Below are 14,847 nucleotides of genomic sequence, written 5' to 3'. Positions count from 1 at the left end.
GACGCGAAATCCGGTTAACCTGTCCGTCATGGCACGCGCCCTCCTGCTTCGCCGCCGTGACGGGGTCTGATCAGACCGGCCCCCCGTCGCGGGACGAGCACTGCCCGCCGGTCGTCCCTCCACCGGCACCCGCAGGAGCATTCCGATCATGAGCGCCAGTCACGACGCCTACACCTCAGGCACCAGCCGCATCCGACCGCCGGCCCGCCCCGTGCCCGACCAGCCGGTCTGGAACCCGCAGCGCGGCACGTCGATGCCCGTGCACCGCTACCGGCCGTTCCACGAGCAGGTGGAGGCGGTCGACGTGCCCGACCGCACCTGGCCGAGCAAGCGGATCACCAAGGCGCCGCTGTGGTGCGCGGTCGACCTGCGTGACGGCAACCAGGCCCTGATCGACCCCATGTCGCCCGCGCGCAAGCGCAAGATGTTCGACCTGCTGGTGCGGATGGGCTACAAGGAGATCGAGGTCGGCTTCCCGGCCGCCTCGCAGACCGACTTCGACTTCGTCCGCGAGATCATCGAGGACGGCGCGATCCCGCCCGACGTCACCATCCAGGTGCTGACCCAGTGCCGCCCGGAGCTGATCACCCGCACGTTCGAGTCGCTGCGCGGCGCGGGCAAGGCGATCGTGCACTTCTACAACTCGACGTCCATCCTGCAGCGCCGGGTCGTGTTCAAGTCCGACCGCGAGGGCATCAAGAAGATCGCCACGGACGCCGCCGCGTTCGCGCTGGAGCAGGAGAAGCTCTACCCGGAGACCGAGTTCCGCTACGAGTACTCGCCCGAGTCCTACACCGGCACCGAGCTCTCCTACGCGCTGGAGGTCTGCGACGCCGTGTCGGCGGTCATCCGGCCCACGCCGGAGAAGCCGCTGATCGTCAACCTGCCGGCGACGGTGGAGATGGCCACGCCGAACGTCTACGCCGACTCCATCGAGTGGATGTCGCGCAACCTGGCGCGCCGCGACTCGATCATCCTGTCGCTGCACCCGCACAACGACCGGGGCACCGGGGTGGCCGCCGCCGAGCTGGGCTACCTCGCGGGCGCCGACCGCATCGAGGGCTGCCTGTTCGGCAACGGCGAGCGCACCGGCAACGTGTGCCTGGTGACGCTGGGCATGAACATGTTCAGCCAGGGCGTCGACCCGCAGGTCGACTTCTCCGACATCGACGAGATCCGGCGCACGGTCGAGTACTGCAACCAGCTGCCCGTCCCCGAGCGGCACCCCTACGGCGGCGACCTGGTGTTCACCGCGTTCTCCGGCTCGCACCAGGACGCGATCAAGAAGGGCTTCGAGGCCCTGGAGGACGCCGCCAAGGCCGCCGGGCAGCACGTGGACGAGTTCCAGTGGGACGTCCCGTACCTGCCGATCGACCCGAAGGACGTCGGCCGCAACTACGAGGCCGTGATCCGGGTGAACTCGCAGTCCGGCAAGGGCGGCGTGGCGTACCTGATGAAGACCGAGCACCACCTGGACCTGCCGCGCCGGTTGCAGGTGGAGTTCTCCAAGGTCATCCAGGAGGTCACCGACACCAGGGGCGGCGAGATCGGCCCCAAGGACATGTGGGACGCCTTCTCCGAGGAGTACCTGGACGGCGCCGTGCCGTTGAAGCTGCTGCGCCAGAAGGTGTCCGGCGACGGCAGCGGCCACGAGACGATCAAGGCCGTGGTCGTCGTCGACGGCGAGACGCAGGAGATCACCGGCGGCGGCAACGGCCCGATCGCCGCGTTCGTAGACGCCCTGGCCACCGTCGGCTACGACGTGCGCGTGCTGGACTACTTCGAGCACGCCATGTCGTCGGGCGACGACGCCCGCGCCGCGGCCTACCTGGAGTGCGCCGTGTCCGACCGCGTGCTGTGGGGCGTCGGCATCGACAGCTCCACGGTGGCCGCGTCGCTGCGCGCCCTGGTCTCGGCGATCAACCGCGCCAACCGGTAGTCGACGTCCGCCTCGCCGGCGCCGCGCCGGCGAGGCGGACGGCTCGCCGCCGACCTCGTCTCCCGCTGACGACTTCCTGAAGACATCGCCCGGTCGGAGATGATCGGGAACTCCTCGGCGTTCCCCGGTCATGACCGCGTTCGTGGTGCTGTTCGTCGTCGCCGTGGTGCCCCTGGCGCCGACCGAGGCCGTGCTGATCGGCTGCGGCGTGCTGGCCGCCTCCGGCGAGCTGTCGTTGATCGCCGTGATCGCCGTGGCGGCGCTGGGCTGCACCCTGTCGGACTTCGTCAACTTCGGCGTCGGGCGCAGGCTCGGGTTGCGGGCGCTGGAGCGGGTCGGGCGGCGGCCCGGGCCGCGGGCGGTGGTCGCGTGGACGGCGGACAAGCTGGCCACCCGGGGCGAGTCGATCCTGGTCGCGGTGCGGTTCGTGCCCGGCGGCGGGCTGGTGGGCGCGGTCCTGGCCGGGTCGCTGCGGTGGCCGGTGCGGCGGTTCGCGCCGATCGCGGTGGTGGGCGCCACGCTGTGGAGCGCCTACACGGCCGCGCTCGGCTACTTCGGCGGCCAGGTCTTCACCGACCCGGTGGTGGCCGCGCTGGTCTCGTTCGCGGTGGCCACGCTGGTCGGCGTGCCGATCGGGATGGCGGTCCGGGCCGCTCAGCGCCGGGTCGTGGACGCCGCCGCGGCCGCCTGAGCCAACCGGTTCCGCACCGCGACCCGGGCCCGCTCGTACGCGCGCGGGTCGTCGTGCAGCACGGACTGGGCGTTGGCCATCTCCAGGAACGCGATCAGCTCGAAGGTCAGCTGGTCCGGGTCGGCGACCTCCGGGATCGCGGCGACGGTCTCGCGGACGTAGGAGTTCCACTCGCGCCCGTACCCGGCGATCGCGTCGCGCACCCGCCCCGGCCGGGCGTCGAACTCGGCCTGCACGGCGTAGAAGAAGCACCCGCCGGGGAACGTGCGGCGCTCCGAGTACGCCAGCCAGCGGTCCAGCAGCGCCGCCACCCGGGCCACGCCCGGCGGCTCGGTCACCGGCTCGACGACCTCGCGCGCGAAGATCGCCGCCGCCGCGCGCACGGTCGAGAGCTGAAGCTCCTCCTTCGACCCGAAGTGCGCGAACACGCCGCTCTTGCTGACCTCCAGCTCGGTGGCCAGCCGCCCGATCGACAGGCCCTCCAGGCCCTCCACCGAGGCGATCTCCGCCGCCCGCCGCAGGATCTGCCGCCGCGTCTGCTCGCCGCGCTCCACCCGTCCGTCGACCTTCACGCCCACCACGCTAGCCCCCTTGACCATCCGCAAACTAATTGTACGATCGTTCGTACAACTTGAGGGGTGGATGAACACATGGATCTCCTGGACCTGAACCGGTCGGCGCTCGACCTCAACCTGAAGCTCATGGCCGACCTGGAGGAGGCGCACCTGGACCTGGCCACGCCGTGCGCCGGCTGGACCGTCTACGAGCTGCTGCGCCACCAGGTCGAGCAGACGCTGGCGTTCACCGCGGCCATCCGCCGCACGGCCGTCGAGGCGCCCGCGAGCGACGACATGGCCACCGCCTACCGGGTCGCCACCGACGCGGCCACCGAGGCGTTCCGGCTGGACGGCGTGCTGGAGCGCGAGGCCGAGTTCCCCGGCTACGGCCGCCGACCGGGCAGCCACCTGGTGGCCGCGCACTTCGTGGACAACCTGGTGCACGCCTGGGACCTGTGCCGCGCGATCGGCGTCGACAGCACCCTCGACCCCGACTTCGCCACGGCCGCCTACCGGATGGCGCGGCACTACCCGTCCACGCCGGACGTGCGCGGGCCGGGCGCGGCGTTCGCGATGCCGGTCGACGTGCCGGAGGACGCGCCGATCACCGACCGCCTCATCGGGCTGCTCGGCCGCTCGCCGAGCTGGCCCGCGTGAGGACCGGGTCGGGGGCGCCGCCACAGGGGGAGGCGCCCCCGACCCGCTACCCCGGTACCACGCCGGGGATGGCTCCGCGGGGTGACGACCCGCGTCCGCGCCGCGCTTAGCGTTCGCGCGATGAGGACATTCGGCATCCACCCGAGGCCCGGCGTCGTCCGCGCCCTGGTGGCCGCGATCCCCGCGCTGCTCGCCCTCCACCTGGCGGCGCGCGGCTGGTTCTACCCGTTCTGGCCGGACACGATCGGCGCGATCGGGCACCCGTTCACCGCCGACCCCGGCCTCGCGAACGCGTGGGGCGGACCCGCGCTCGCCGGCGCGTGGCTCGTGCACGCCCTGATCGCGCTGGGCGGCCAGGCCGTCTGCCTCGCGGTCGTGCGGCTGCTCTACCGGCCCGCGAGCCGTCAGACGCGCTCCGAGCGAACGTCGCCGGACGGCACCACCGCGCCCTCGCCGTCCACGAACCGCACCTGAACCGGCCGTCCGTCGCCGGTGCGGTAGGCGACCGTGGGCGCGGTCTCCGACAGGTGCGCGCCACCCCACTCCTGCAACGCGCTCAGCACGACGTTCATCTTCCGGCCCGCGTCGGTGAGGCAGTAGCCGTCACGCGGGCGCTGCCCCGGCTCCCGGTAGGTCTGCCTGGCCAGCAGGCCGCTGTCGACCAGTTTCGCGAGCCGGGCCGCGAGCACGTCCGAGGCGATGCCCAGACGTGCGCGGAACTCCGAGAAGCGGGTCGCGCCGGCGAGGGCCTCGCACAGGACGAGGAACGTCCAGCGCTCACCGACGAGGTCCACCGCCTTGACCAAGGAGCAGTTCCCGTCCGGTGGCGTCACGGCCACAGTATGGCTCGGTTGTGCATTCCAATCCAGCCAGTCTAGGTTGGAATTGCCAACTCACCCCTGGGAGAACCCTCCATGAAGATCGCCAACTCGGTAGCCCTGGTCACGGGGGCCAACCGCGGCCTCGGCCGCCACTTCGCGCGGCAGTTACTGGAGCGCGGCGCGGCGAAGGTCTACGCCACCGCGCGCGACGCCGGCTCGATCGACCTGCCGGGCGTCGAGGTCCTGACGCTGGACATCACCGACCCGGCCGCCGTCGCCGCCGCGGCCGACGCCGCCCGCGACGTCACCCTGCTGGTCAACAACGCGGGCATCATCACCGGTGCGAACCTGGTCACCGGAGACCCGGCCGCGATCCGGCTGGAGATGGAAACGCACTTCTACGGCCCGTTGGAGATGATCCGGGCGTTCGCGCCGGTCCTCGCGGCCAACGGAGGCGGCGCGGTCTTGAACGTGCTGTCGGCGATGTCCTGGGTGTCCTGGGACTTCGCCACCGCCTACAGCGCGGCCAAGGCGGCGCAGTGGAGCCTCACCAACGGCGCCCGGGTGGAGCTCGCGGCCCAGGGCACGCTCGTCACCGGCCTGATGCTGGGCCCGACGGACACCGACATGACCGCCGGGCTGGACGTGCCGAAGAACGACCCGGCGGACGTCGTGCGCGCCGCCCTGGACGGGGTCGAAGCCGACCTCGTCGAGGTGCTGGCCGACCAGAGCGTCGTGGACCTGAAGGCCGCGATGTCCGCCGACCCGCGCACCCTCTACCCGAACGTGGTCTGAGCACCGGTCCGGGGGCGTCGCCCGACGCCCCCGGACCCGCGGCTCACGGGTTCAGCGCCTCCGTCATCGAGGCGGGCCCGACCAGGGGGATGTCCGGCGAGATGCCGCCCTCCTCCACCAGCACGGCCTCGACCTCGTGCGGCCGGATGCGGCCCGACCGGATGTCCTCCGCCCAGTGGCACGCCACCTTGTGCCCCGGCAGCACCTCGCGCAGCGCGGGCCGCTCGGTGTCGCACCGGGTCGCCTGCTTCCACGGGCAGCGCGTGTGGAAGCGGCAGCCCGTCGGCGGGTTGGCGGGCGACGGCAGGTCGCCGGTGAGCAGGATCCGCTCCCGCTCGTCCTCCACCACCGGGTCCGGCACGGGGATCGCCGACAGCAGAGCCTTGGTGTACGGGTGCAGCGGCTCGGCGTAGAGGTCGTCCGAGGTCGCCTCCTCCACCAGGCCGCCCAGGTACATCACGCCGACCCGGTCGGAGATGTGCCGCACCACGGCGAGGTCGTGCGCGATCACCAGGTAGGTGAGGCCGAACTCCTCCTGCAGGTCCTCCAGCAGGTTGACCACCTGCGCCTGCACCGACACGTCGAGCGCGGACACCGGCTCGTCGGCGATGATCAGGTCCGGCTCGACCGCCAGCGCCCGCGCGATGCCGATGCGCTGCCGCTGGCCGCCGGAGAACTCGTGCGGGTACTTGCGCAGCGACGTGGACGGCAGCCCGACCGCCGTCAGCAGCCCGCGCAAGCGCTTGCCCGTCTCCTCGCGGCCCTTGTCCAGGCCGTGCGCCCGCAGGCCCTCGACCAGCAGCGACTCCACCGACTGCCGGGGGTCCAGGGACGACATGGGGTCCTGGAACACCATCTGCATCCGGCGGCGCATCCGGCGCAGTTCCTCGCCCTTGAGCCCGACCAGGTCCGTGCCGTCGAACAGCACGCGGCCGTCCGTCGGCTCGACCAGCCGCAGCATCCCGCGACCCAGCGTCGACTTGCCGCAGCCGGACTCGCCGACCAGGCCGTAGGTCTCACCGCGGTTGATCCGCAGGTCCACGCCGTCGACCGCGTACACGTGGCCGACCGTGCGGTCGACCAGCAGGCCCCGCTTGATCGGGAAGTGGATCTTCAGGCCCTCGACCGACACCAGGGTGTCGCCCGCGGGGGCGTCGGCGGCGGCCGGTTCGACAGCGGCGGTCATGCGGGCACCTCCTGGGCGGCGGGCGTTCCGGGCAGCACCGGGTTGTGGCAGCGCAGCGACCGCACGTCACCGGCCTCCAGCTCGGGCGTGACCTCGCGGCACACCGCCAGCGCGTTGGGACAACGGGGGGCGAACGCGCACCCGTGGTCCCACGGGATGTTGTCGGCGACCGAGCCCTTGATGGGGACCAGCTTCTCGCCACGCGCGCCGTCGAGCCTCGGGATCGACGCCAGCAGGCCGTGCGTGTACGGGTGCCGCGGCTCGGCGAACAGCGGGTACCGCGCCGCCTTCTCCACGACCCGGCCGCCGTAGAGCACGTTGACCTCGTCGCACAGCCCCGCCACGACGCCCAGGTCGTGCGTGATCATGATCAGCGCCGTGCCCATGTCCCGCACCAGCTCCTTGAGCAGGGCGAGGATCTGCGCCTGGATCGTCACGTCCAGCGCCGTGGTCGGCTCGTCGGCGATGAGCAGCCGGGGCCGGCACGCCAGCGCGATCGCGATCAGCGCGCGCTGCCGCATGCCGCCGGACAGCTGGTGGGGGTACTCGCTCAGCCTGCGCTGCGGGTCGGGGATGCCGACCCGGCCCAGCAGGTCGGCCGCCTCCACCATCGCCGCCTTGCGGGACATGCCGCGGTGCCGTTCCAGCACCTCGGTGACCTGCAACCCGATCGGGATCACCGGGTTGAGCGACGACAGCGGGTCCTGGAACACCATGCCCAGGTCGCGGCCGCGCCGGTTGCGCATCTCCCTGTCGTTCAGGGTGAGCAGGTCGGTGCCCTCGAACCGGACCGAGCCGGTGACCTTGTTGCCCCGCGAGGGCAGCAGGCCCATGATCGCCAACGACGTCACGGACTTGCCGCAGCCGGACTCGCCGACCAGGCCGACCGTCTGGCCGGGGTCGACGTCGAAGGAGACGCCGTCCACGGCGGTGAAGGGCTCGGTGCCCTTGCGCTGGAAGACCACCCGCAGATCACGCACTTCGAGCAACGCCATCGCGGTTCACCTCCGGTTCTTCGGGTCGAGCGCCTCGCGCAACGACTCGCCGAGCAGCGTGAAGCCCAGCGCGACGATGATGATGGCGATGGCCGGGTAGAACGCCAGCTCCGGCTTGACGTCGATGTAGCGCTGCGAGTTGCCGAGCATCAGGCCCCACTCGGCGCGGGACGGGTCCGGGTCGCCGAGGCCGAGGAACGACAGCGACGCCGCCTCGATGATCGCCGTCGCCAGGGTCAGCGTCGACTGCACGATGACCGGGCCCAGCGAGTTCGGCAGCATGTGCCGGAACACGACGGTCCGCCGCCGCACGCCCAGGGCCGTCGCGGCGAGCACGTGGTCGCTGTGCCGTTGCGCGAGCATGGCGCCGCGCAGCAGCCGGGCGAAGATCGGCACGGTGGTCACCGCGACCGCGATGATCACCGTGGTCTGGCTGCCCCGGCTCGCCAGCGCCGCGATCGAGATGGCCAGCAGCAGGCTCGGGATCGACAGCATGATGTCGGTGAACCGCATCAGCCAGCTGTCCACCCAGCCGCCGAACGCGCCGGCCGCGCCGCCGATGAGCATGCCGAGGACCAGACCGATCAACGTGGCGCCGACGCCGACGACCAGCGACTGCTGCGCGCCGACGAGCAGCCGGCTGAAGAAGTCGCGGCCCAGCTCGTCGCCGCCGAGCACGAACCCGGGCAGCGCGCCCGGGATGTGGTCCGGCCGCAGGTCCTCCAGCAGCTCCGGGTAGCGGTGGTAGGGGTCCTTCGGCGCGATGAACGGCGCGATGATCGCCAGCACCACGAACAGGAGCACGAGGAACGCGCCCAGCAGGGCGACCGGGCTGCGGAGCATCCGCCGGACCGCGTCGGCGGCGAGGCTCGTGCCCGCCGACTCGGCCAGCGCGTCCACCCGCTGCCGCTTGCGCTTGAGGAGACTGGTCATGATGCCCGCACCCTCGGGTCGATGATCGCGTAGGAGATGTCGACCAGCAGGTTGACGAGCACGTAGACCACCGCCGCGAGCAGCAGCAGCGCCTGCAGGCGCGGGTAGTCCCGGCGCTCGATCCCCTGGGCCAGCAACGATCCCAGCCCGCCCCACACGAACACCCGCTCGGTGAGCACCGCGCCACCCAGCAGCAGGCCGGTCTGGAGACCGATCGTGGTGGACACCGGCAGCATCGCGTTGCGCAGCACGTGCCGGCGGCGGACGAGCGTCGCCTGCAGGCCCTTGGCGTTGGCCGTGCGGACGAAGTCCTCGTTGAGCACGTCGAGCACCGAGGCGCGGGTGATCCGCACGATGACCGCGAGCGGGATGGTGCCCAGCGCGATCGCGGGCAGCACGAGGTGCCACAGCGCGTCGGCCGCGACGTCCCACTCCTGGGTCAGCAGCCCGTCGAGCACGGCGAAGTTCGTCACGTGCGTCGGGTCGATGGTGACGTCCTGCCTGCCCGACGGCGGGAACAGCGCCAGGTCCTGCGCGAACAGCTGCTTGAGCAGGATGCCGAGGAAGAACACGGGCACGGCGACGCCGACCAGCGTGCCGATGACCGTGGCGTTGTCCAGGAACCGCCCCCGGTAGCTGGCCGCCAGGTAGCCGAGCGGGATGCCCAGCACGATGGCGAACAGCAGCGCGGCCAGGCCGAGCTCGATGGTGGCGGGCAGCGCGCGGCCGATCTCGGCCACCACCGGCTCGCCGCTGATCAACGAGCTGCCGAAGTCACCGCTGAGGATGCGGCCCAGGAACTTGAAGTACTGGATGAAGATCGGCTGGTCGAGGCCGAGGACCTTGTTGAGCGCCTCGATCTTCTCCGGGGTCGCCTTGTCGCCGAGCAGCGCCCCGGCCGGGCCGCCGGGCAGCGACCGCAGCCAGACGAAGACCAGCAGCGACAGGATCAGCAGTGTGGGGATCGCCTGGAGCAGGCGACGGACTATGAATCGCAGCATGTGGAAACCCTCTGGACAGCACGGGTGGTGACGCCCGGGTCACGGACGCCACCACCCGCCCACCGTTCGGCTCAGCCCTTGCTCACCGTGTCGAAGCGCTCGTCGGTCAGCGGGCTGGGGACGAGGCCCGAGATCTTGCTGCTGACCACGATCGCCGGCGGCGAGTGGGACACCGGGATCGCGGGCAGGTACTTGCTCATGATGTCGCGGCTCACCTGCTTGTAGGCGTCCGCGTGCTTGGTCTGGTCGACCACGCCGTCGGCGGCGGCGATGGCGTCGAACATCGCCTGGTCGCCGAAGCCGAACTCCTTCTTCTCACGACCGAAGAAGGTGCCCACGAAGTTGCCGGCGTCGTTGTAGTCGCCGGTCCAGCCGAGCAGGTGCATGTCGTGCTTGCCGAGCTTCTGCACGTCGTCCTTGTACCCGCCGTTCCACGGGCGGGACACGATCTCGGCGGTGATGCCCGCGGCCTTCAGGTCGTCGGCGATGACCGCCGCGATCTCGGACGGGTTCGGCATGTACGGCCGGCTGACCTCGGTGGGCACGTAGAACTTGAGGCTCAGGTTCGACGCGCCGGCCTGCGCGAGCAGGTCCTTGGCCTTGGCCAGGTCGTACGGGTACTGCTGCACGTCGTCGGCGTAGCCGGCCACGGTCTTCGGCATGAACTGCGTCGCCACCTCGGCGCCCAGCGGCAGCTTGGTCTTGACCAGCTGGTCGCGGTTCACCGCGTAGGCGATGGCCTGGCGGACCCGCAGGTCCTTCAGCGCCGGGTTGTTCGCGCCGTTGAGGCCCAGGTACAGGATGTTGAACGCGGGCCGCGGCGTGACGTTGAAGCCGTCGGTCTTCAGCGAGTTGTAGTCCGCCGGGCTCGGGAAGTCGTAGCCGTCGATCGTGCCGGCCTTGAGCTCCTGCTTGCGCGCGTTCTCATCCGGGATGATCTTGAAGATCAGCTTGTCGAGCTTGGCCTTCTCGCCCCAGTAGTCGTCGTTGCGGACCAGGGTGATCGTCTTGTTGGCCTTGTCGAACTTCTCCAGCTTGAACGCGCCGGTACCGGTCGGGTGCTCGGTCGCGTAAGCCGGATAGGTGAACGAGTCGCCGGACTGCACGACGTTGTCCGCGTCGTACTTCTTCAGCGCCTCGGGGCTGGAGATGGACAGCGCGGTCAAACCGAAGGCGGCCGGGAAGGCGCCCTTGTACTTGTTGAGGTTCAGCACGGCGGTGTGCTCGTCCTTGACCTCGCACGACTTGTAGACCGGGTCGCCGGCCGCGTCGCCCTCGTTCTTGGCGAAGCCCTCGAACACGTCGCCGTAGTAGATCATCTGGCTCTGGGCGCCCGCGCCCTTCATGTTGAACCAGCGGTCCATGTTGAAGCAGACGGCCGCGGCGTCGAACGGCGTGCCGTCGTGGAACTTGACGCCCTTGCGCAGGTCGAACGTCCAGGACTTGCCGTCTTCGCTCGGCGTCCACTTCTCCGCGAGACCCGGCGCGAGGTCGGCGGTGCCCCGCTTGTAGGTGACCAGCGTGTCGAACATCTGGCGGATGGGCCGGAAGCTCTCACCGTCGTCGTTGAAGATCGGGTCGAAGTTCTTCGGCTCGCCCGCGGCGCCGAAGACCATCGTGCCGCCGACCTTGCCGGACCCCGAGTCGTCGCCGCGCTCGGATTGGGCACAGGCCGACAGTGCCAGTGCCGCGACGCCGGTCAGGCCGATCGCGGCCAACCATCGGCGCCGGGCCGTTCGAGATTGAAGCATTTGACACACCCCTAGGGAAATCCGGGATCTCACGGTGTGGTCACGGACCCTAACCGGTCACCACAACCCTTCCGACTCGTCCGAGGTCACGATCCGGCCACGTGAATCAGCATTAACACACGTCTCGCACACCTTCGCTGACCCAACGTGACCACGGCGGATCCGGCGAACGCCCTCTTACGCTGTACAACGGACAACAGAAACCGCACACGCGCGGAAGGAGGTCGCTGGTGAGCCCCGTGGTCGAGTTCCGCGTCCTCGGCCCGTTGCAGGTGCTGGTCGACGGCGAGCAGGTCGTGGTGCGGGCGGGCCGTCAGCGGGCGCTGCTTGTGTCTCTTCTCATGCGCGCCGGCGCCGGCGTCTCGGTGGACGAGCTGGCGGAGCACATCTGGGGCGCCGATCCTCCCGCGCGGGCGCGCGGCACGTTGCAGACCTACGTGATGCGGCTTCGGCAGGTGCTCGGACCGGCGGTGCCCATCCGGACCGTGCCCGACGGCTACCTGATCGACGTCGACGAGCGCACCATCGACGTGATGCGGTTCGAGCAGCTCGTCGAGGAGGGCGAGCGCGAGCGGGCCGCGGGCAGGCTCGAGTCGGCGTCGGCGATCTTCACCGCCGCGCTGGCGCTGTGGCGCGGGCCCGCGATGGTCGACGTGCCGTCGGAGGTGCTGCACCGCGACGAGGTGCCCCGCCTGGGCGAACGGCGGCTGCACGTGGAGGAGCGCCGGGTCGAGGTCGACCTCGAACTGGGCCGGCACGACCGGCTGATCCCCGAGCTGTCCCGGCTGACCAGCGAGCACCCGCTGCGCGAGCGGCTGTGGGCGCAGCTGATGATCGCGCTGTACCGGTCCGGGCGGCAGGCCGACGCGCTCGGCGCGTACCGGCGGGTCGGCGGGCTGCTGGCCGAGCAGCTCGGCATCGACCCCGGCGACGAGCTGCGCCGCGTGCACCAGCAGGTGCTCGGCGGCTCGCCGGCGCTCGACCTGGGGCAGAGCGCGCCCGCCGCGCGGCGCGACCGGGTGGTGCCCTCGCAGCTGCCCGCCGACATCGGCGACTTCGTGGGCCGCGAGCAGGCCGTTCAGCTGATCGAGGCGCTGCTGCGGACCGCGCAGGGCGTGCCGGTCGTCACGCTGGCCGGGCCGCCCGGCGTCGGCAAGACGGCGCTGGCCGTGCACGCGGCGCACAAGATGAGGCACTTCTTCCCCGACGGCCAGCTGTACGTCAACCTGCGCGGCTACGCCCAGGGGCCGCCGCTGAGCGCGGTGGACGTGCTGCCGCGGTTCCTGCGGGCGCAGGGCGTGCCGCCGGAGTCCGTGCCGCTGGACCAGGACGAGCAGGAGGCGATGTTCCGGTCGCGGCTGACCGACCAGCAGGTGCTGCTGGTGCTGGACAACGCGGCCAACGCCGAGCAGATCCGACCGCTGCTGCCCGGCTCGCCGGGGTGCGCGGTGCTCGTGACCAGCCGCGACACCCTGCGCGGGCTGGCGGTCAGCCACGCCGCGTCCAACGTGCGGCTCGACGTGCTCGACCGGTCCGAGACGCGGGCGCTGCTCGCCGGGATGCTCGGCGACGAGGTGGTGGCGGCGCAGTCCGATGCGGCCGACGAGCTGGCCGAGCTGTGCGCGCACCTGCCGCTGGCGCTGCGGATCGCGGCGGCCAACCTGCTGTCCCGGCCGGAGATCACCATCGCGTCCTACGTGGAGGAGCTGCGGGCCGGCAACCGGCTCGCGGCGCTGGCCGTGGAAGGTGACGAGCGGGCCGCCGTGCACGCGGCGTTCGACCTGTCGTACACGGCGTTGAAGCCGGAGCTGGCGTCGCTGTTCCGGCTGCTGTCGCTGGCGCCGGGCGACATCACGCCGGACGTGGCGGCCGCGTTGGGCGGGCTGACCACGCAGGACGCGCGGCGGCGGCTCGACCGGCTGGCCACGGCGAACCTCGTGGACAACCACGCGCCCGGCCGCTACCAGTTCCACGACCTGCTGCGGGACTACGCGACCGAGCGGCGCGGCATCGAGGACGACCCGGCGGAGAGCGCGCAGGCGTCGCGGCGGCTGCTGGACTGGTCGATCCGGTCGGTGGACAACGCCACGGACGCGTTCAAGAGCACGTTGCTGCGGCTGCCGCGCACCGACGTCGTGGCGGGCGTGACACCGCGCCTGTTCACCACCTCGGCCGAGGCCCTGGCCTGGCTGGACGCCGAGCGCGGCAACCTGGTCGGGCTCGTCGTGCACGCCGCCGACCGGCAGCCCGACCGCGACGTCTGGCAGCTGGCCGACGCGCTGCGCCGGTACTTCTACACGATCGGGCTACCGGCCGAGTGGCTCGCGACGGCCAAGGCGGGGCTCGCGGTCGCGCAGGGCTCCCAGGACGCGGTCGGCGAGGTGGCGATGCTGTCGTCGCTGGGCACGCTGCACTGGGCGATCGGGCAGCACCTGGTGGCCGTCGACTACTTCCGGCGGGCGATCCCGATCCAGCAGCGCACTGGGGCCGCGCCCGCGGTCGAGGCGGCCGTGCTGTCCAACCTGGGCACCGTCTACATCGAGGTGGGCGAGCTGGAGCAGGCCGCGGAGCACCTGGAGCGGGCCCTGGTGATCACCCGGGCGATCGGCGCGTTGCAGCAGGAGGGCATCGCCCAGCTCAACCTCGGCGGCGTCTACATGCAGCTCGGGCAGCTGGACCGGGCCGTGTCGTCGTTCGAGGGCGCGCTGGACGTCGGCAACCGGCTCGGCGCGTGGATGACGCAGGCCGACAGCCACCGGGCGCTGGCCGAGGCGCACCTGTTCCTGGGCCGGCCGCACCGGGCCGCCGAGCTGTACGAGAAGTGCGGTGAGCTGTACGAACGGGCCGGCGCGCGCCGGTTCGCGCACTTCTCCCACGAGGGCCTGGCGTTGGCGCACGTGATGCGGGGCCGCTGGGCCGACGCCGCGCGCGAGGCCGGGCGGGCGGTCGGCATCGCGGAGGAGCTGGGCAACCTGAAAGGGCTGTGCGACGCGAAGAACGCCTGGGGCGAGGCGTTGTGCGGGCTGGGCCGGCTCGACGAAGCGGTCGAGCGCACGACGGAGGCGCTGCGGATCGCCGAGGAGACCGGCTACCCGTTGGGCATCTGCGCGGCCCGGCGCAGCCTGGCGCTGACCCACCGCGCGGCGGGCAGGCTGGACGAGGCGCGCTACTCGGCGAGCCAGGCGCTGGACAGCGCGGTCCGCTACCGGCTGCGGATCGCCGAGGTGGACGTGCTGGCCGTGCTCGGGCGGATCAGGTTCGACCAGGGCGACGCGGCGCAGGCGCTCGACCTGGCGCGGCGGTGCCTGGAGCTGAGCGCCGCCACGGGCCAGCGGTGCGTGCACTCGCGGGCCTCGCACCTGGCCGGCGACGTCCTGGCCGCCACCGGCCACGACGCCGAGGCGCGCCGGCACTGGCGGACGGCGCTGGAGTGGTTCACCGCCGTCGGGTCGCCGGACGCGGACGTGGTGCGGGCGTCGCTCGACGCGTGACCCGGCGGGCGTCGGCCGGCCCGGCGCCGC

General features: G+C 71.8%; 13 protein-coding genes. 6 read left to right on the top strand and 7 right to left on the bottom strand.

Annotated elements, in window-relative coordinates:
• The first annotated feature begins 148 nt into the window (after positions 1 to 148).
• Both leuA and IOD16_RS37995 read left to right on the top strand, forming a co-directional pair.
• Positions 149 to 1,939 (top strand): 2-isopropylmalate synthase, encoded by a 1,791-nt coding sequence (gene leuA, locus IOD16_RS38000; RefSeq protein ID WP_201438167.1) that lies wholly within the window; start codon positions 149 to 151, stop codon positions 1,937 to 1,939.
• Positions 1,940 to 2,069: 130 nt separating this feature from the next.
• A complete protein-coding gene (locus IOD16_RS37995; protein ID WP_201438166.1) occupies positions 2,070 to 2,630 on the top strand; it encodes a DedA family protein in 561 nt (186 codons plus the stop codon).
• Here the strand turns inward: IOD16_RS37995 and IOD16_RS37990 are convergent.
• Positions 2,594 to 3,202 carry a TetR/AcrR family transcriptional regulator gene (locus IOD16_RS37990; RefSeq protein WP_236594615.1) on the bottom strand — a complete coding sequence of 203 codons (609 nt, stop codon included), beginning with the start codon at positions 3,200 to 3,202 and terminating at the stop codon, positions 2,594 to 2,596. The genes IOD16_RS37995 and IOD16_RS37990 overlap by 37 nt on opposite strands.
• A gap of 78 nt (positions 3,203 to 3,280) precedes the next feature.
• Here IOD16_RS37990 and IOD16_RS37985 point away from each other — a divergent pair, with 78 nt between their 5' ends.
• Entirely contained in the window at positions 3,281 to 3,844 is a 564-nt protein-coding gene (locus tag IOD16_RS37985) for a TIGR03086 family metal-binding protein (RefSeq protein ID WP_123744618.1), read from the top strand.
• A gap of 120 nt (positions 3,845 to 3,964) precedes the next feature.
• Entirely contained in the window at positions 3,965 to 4,318 is a 354-nt protein-coding gene (locus IOD16_RS37980; protein ID WP_201438164.1) for a hypothetical protein, read from the top strand.
• On the opposite strand, the gene IOD16_RS37975 is transcribed toward IOD16_RS37980, so the two are convergent.
• Complete coding sequence (locus IOD16_RS37975) at positions 4,249 to 4,677, bottom strand: winged helix-turn-helix transcriptional regulator (RefSeq protein WP_201438163.1); 429 nt, start codon at positions 4,675 to 4,677, stop codon at positions 4,249 to 4,251. The genes IOD16_RS37980 and IOD16_RS37975 overlap by 70 nt on opposite strands.
• Positions 4,678 to 4,758: 81 nt before the next feature.
• Between IOD16_RS37975 and IOD16_RS37970 the strand changes: the two genes are divergently transcribed.
• Positions 4,759 to 5,460 carry an SDR family oxidoreductase gene (locus IOD16_RS37970; RefSeq protein WP_201438162.1) on the top strand — a complete coding sequence of 234 codons (702 nt, stop codon included), beginning with the start codon at positions 4,759 to 4,761 and terminating at the stop codon, positions 5,458 to 5,460.
• Positions 5,461 to 5,503: 43 nt separating this feature from the next.
• On the opposite strand, the gene IOD16_RS37965 is transcribed toward IOD16_RS37970, so the two are convergent.
• The 5 genes from IOD16_RS37965 to IOD16_RS37945 form a co-directional block, all read right to left on the bottom strand.
• Positions 5,504 to 6,646, bottom strand: a complete 1,143-nt coding sequence (locus tag IOD16_RS37965; RefSeq protein WP_201438161.1) for an ABC transporter ATP-binding protein — start codon at positions 6,644 to 6,646, stop codon at positions 5,504 to 5,506.
• Entirely contained in the window at positions 6,643 to 7,641 is a 999-nt protein-coding gene (locus IOD16_RS37960; RefSeq protein WP_123744622.1) for an ABC transporter ATP-binding protein, read from the bottom strand. The genes IOD16_RS37965 and IOD16_RS37960 overlap by 4 nt, the downstream gene beginning before the upstream one ends.
• Positions 7,642 to 7,647: 6 nt before the next feature.
• Positions 7,648 to 8,574 carry an ABC transporter permease gene (locus IOD16_RS37955; RefSeq protein ID WP_123744623.1) on the bottom strand — a complete coding sequence of 309 codons (927 nt, stop codon included), beginning with the start codon at positions 8,572 to 8,574 and terminating at the stop codon, positions 7,648 to 7,650.
• On the bottom strand, positions 8,571 to 9,575 hold the full coding sequence (locus tag IOD16_RS37950) for an ABC transporter permease (protein WP_123744624.1): 1,005 nt from the start codon (positions 9,573 to 9,575) through the stop codon (positions 8,571 to 8,573). Before IOD16_RS37950 ends, IOD16_RS37955 begins: the two co-directional genes overlap by 4 nt.
• A gap of 71 nt (positions 9,576 to 9,646) precedes the next feature.
• Positions 9,647 to 11,326, bottom strand: a complete 1,680-nt coding sequence (locus tag IOD16_RS37945) for an ABC transporter substrate-binding protein (RefSeq protein ID WP_201438160.1) — start codon at positions 11,324 to 11,326, stop codon at positions 9,647 to 9,649.
• A gap of 230 nt (positions 11,327 to 11,556) precedes the next feature.
• Between IOD16_RS37945 and IOD16_RS37940 the strand changes: the two genes are divergently transcribed.
• On the top strand, positions 11,557 to 14,817 hold the full coding sequence (locus IOD16_RS37940; RefSeq protein WP_123744626.1) for an AfsR/SARP family transcriptional regulator: 3,261 nt from the start codon (positions 11,557 to 11,559) through the stop codon (positions 14,815 to 14,817).
• Positions 14,818 to 14,847 lie beyond the last annotated feature (30 nt).

The organism is Saccharothrix sp. 6-C, from assembly GCF_016695385.1.
GTDB lineage: Bacteria > Actinomycetota > Actinomycetes > Mycobacteriales > Pseudonocardiaceae > Actinosynnema > Actinosynnema texasense.
Note: the sequence above shows the minus strand (reverse complement) of the source record. Positions and strands in the feature narration are given on the sequence as shown.

Bases quoted from the DNA above. Each gene is read 5' to 3' on its own strand.
- leuA (WP_201438167.1), top strand. From the start codon at position 149: ATGAGCGCCAGTCACGACGCCTACACCTCAGGCACCAGCCGCATCCGA.
- IOD16_RS37995 (WP_201438166.1), top strand. From the start codon at position 2,070: ATGACCGCGTTCGTGGTGCTGTTCGTCGTCGCCGTGGTGCCCCTGGCG.
- IOD16_RS37985 (WP_123744618.1), top strand. From the start codon at position 3,281: ATGGATCTCCTGGACCTGAACCGGTCGGCGCTCGACCTCAACCTGAAG.
- IOD16_RS37980 (WP_201438164.1), top strand. From the start codon at position 3,965: ATGAGGACATTCGGCATCCACCCGAGGCCCGGCGTCGTCCGCGCCCTG.
- IOD16_RS37970 (WP_201438162.1), top strand. From the start codon at position 4,759: ATGAAGATCGCCAACTCGGTAGCCCTGGTCACGGGGGCCAACCGCGGC.
- IOD16_RS37965 (WP_201438161.1), bottom strand. From the start codon at position 6,646: ATGACCGCCGCTGTCGAACCGGCCGCCGCCGACGCCCCCGCGGGCGAC.
- IOD16_RS37960 (WP_123744622.1), bottom strand. From the start codon at position 7,641: ATGGCGTTGCTCGAAGTGCGTGATCTGCGGGTGGTCTTCCAGCGCAAG.
- IOD16_RS37955 (WP_123744623.1), bottom strand. From the start codon at position 8,574: ATGACCAGTCTCCTCAAGCGCAAGCGGCAGCGGGTGGACGCGCTGGCC.
- IOD16_RS37950 (WP_123744624.1), bottom strand. From the start codon at position 9,575: ATGCTGCGATTCATAGTCCGTCGCCTGCTCCAGGCGATCCCCACACTG.
- IOD16_RS37945 (WP_201438160.1), bottom strand. From the start codon at position 11,326: ATGCTTCAATCTCGAACGGCCCGGCGCCGATGGTTGGCCGCGATCGGC.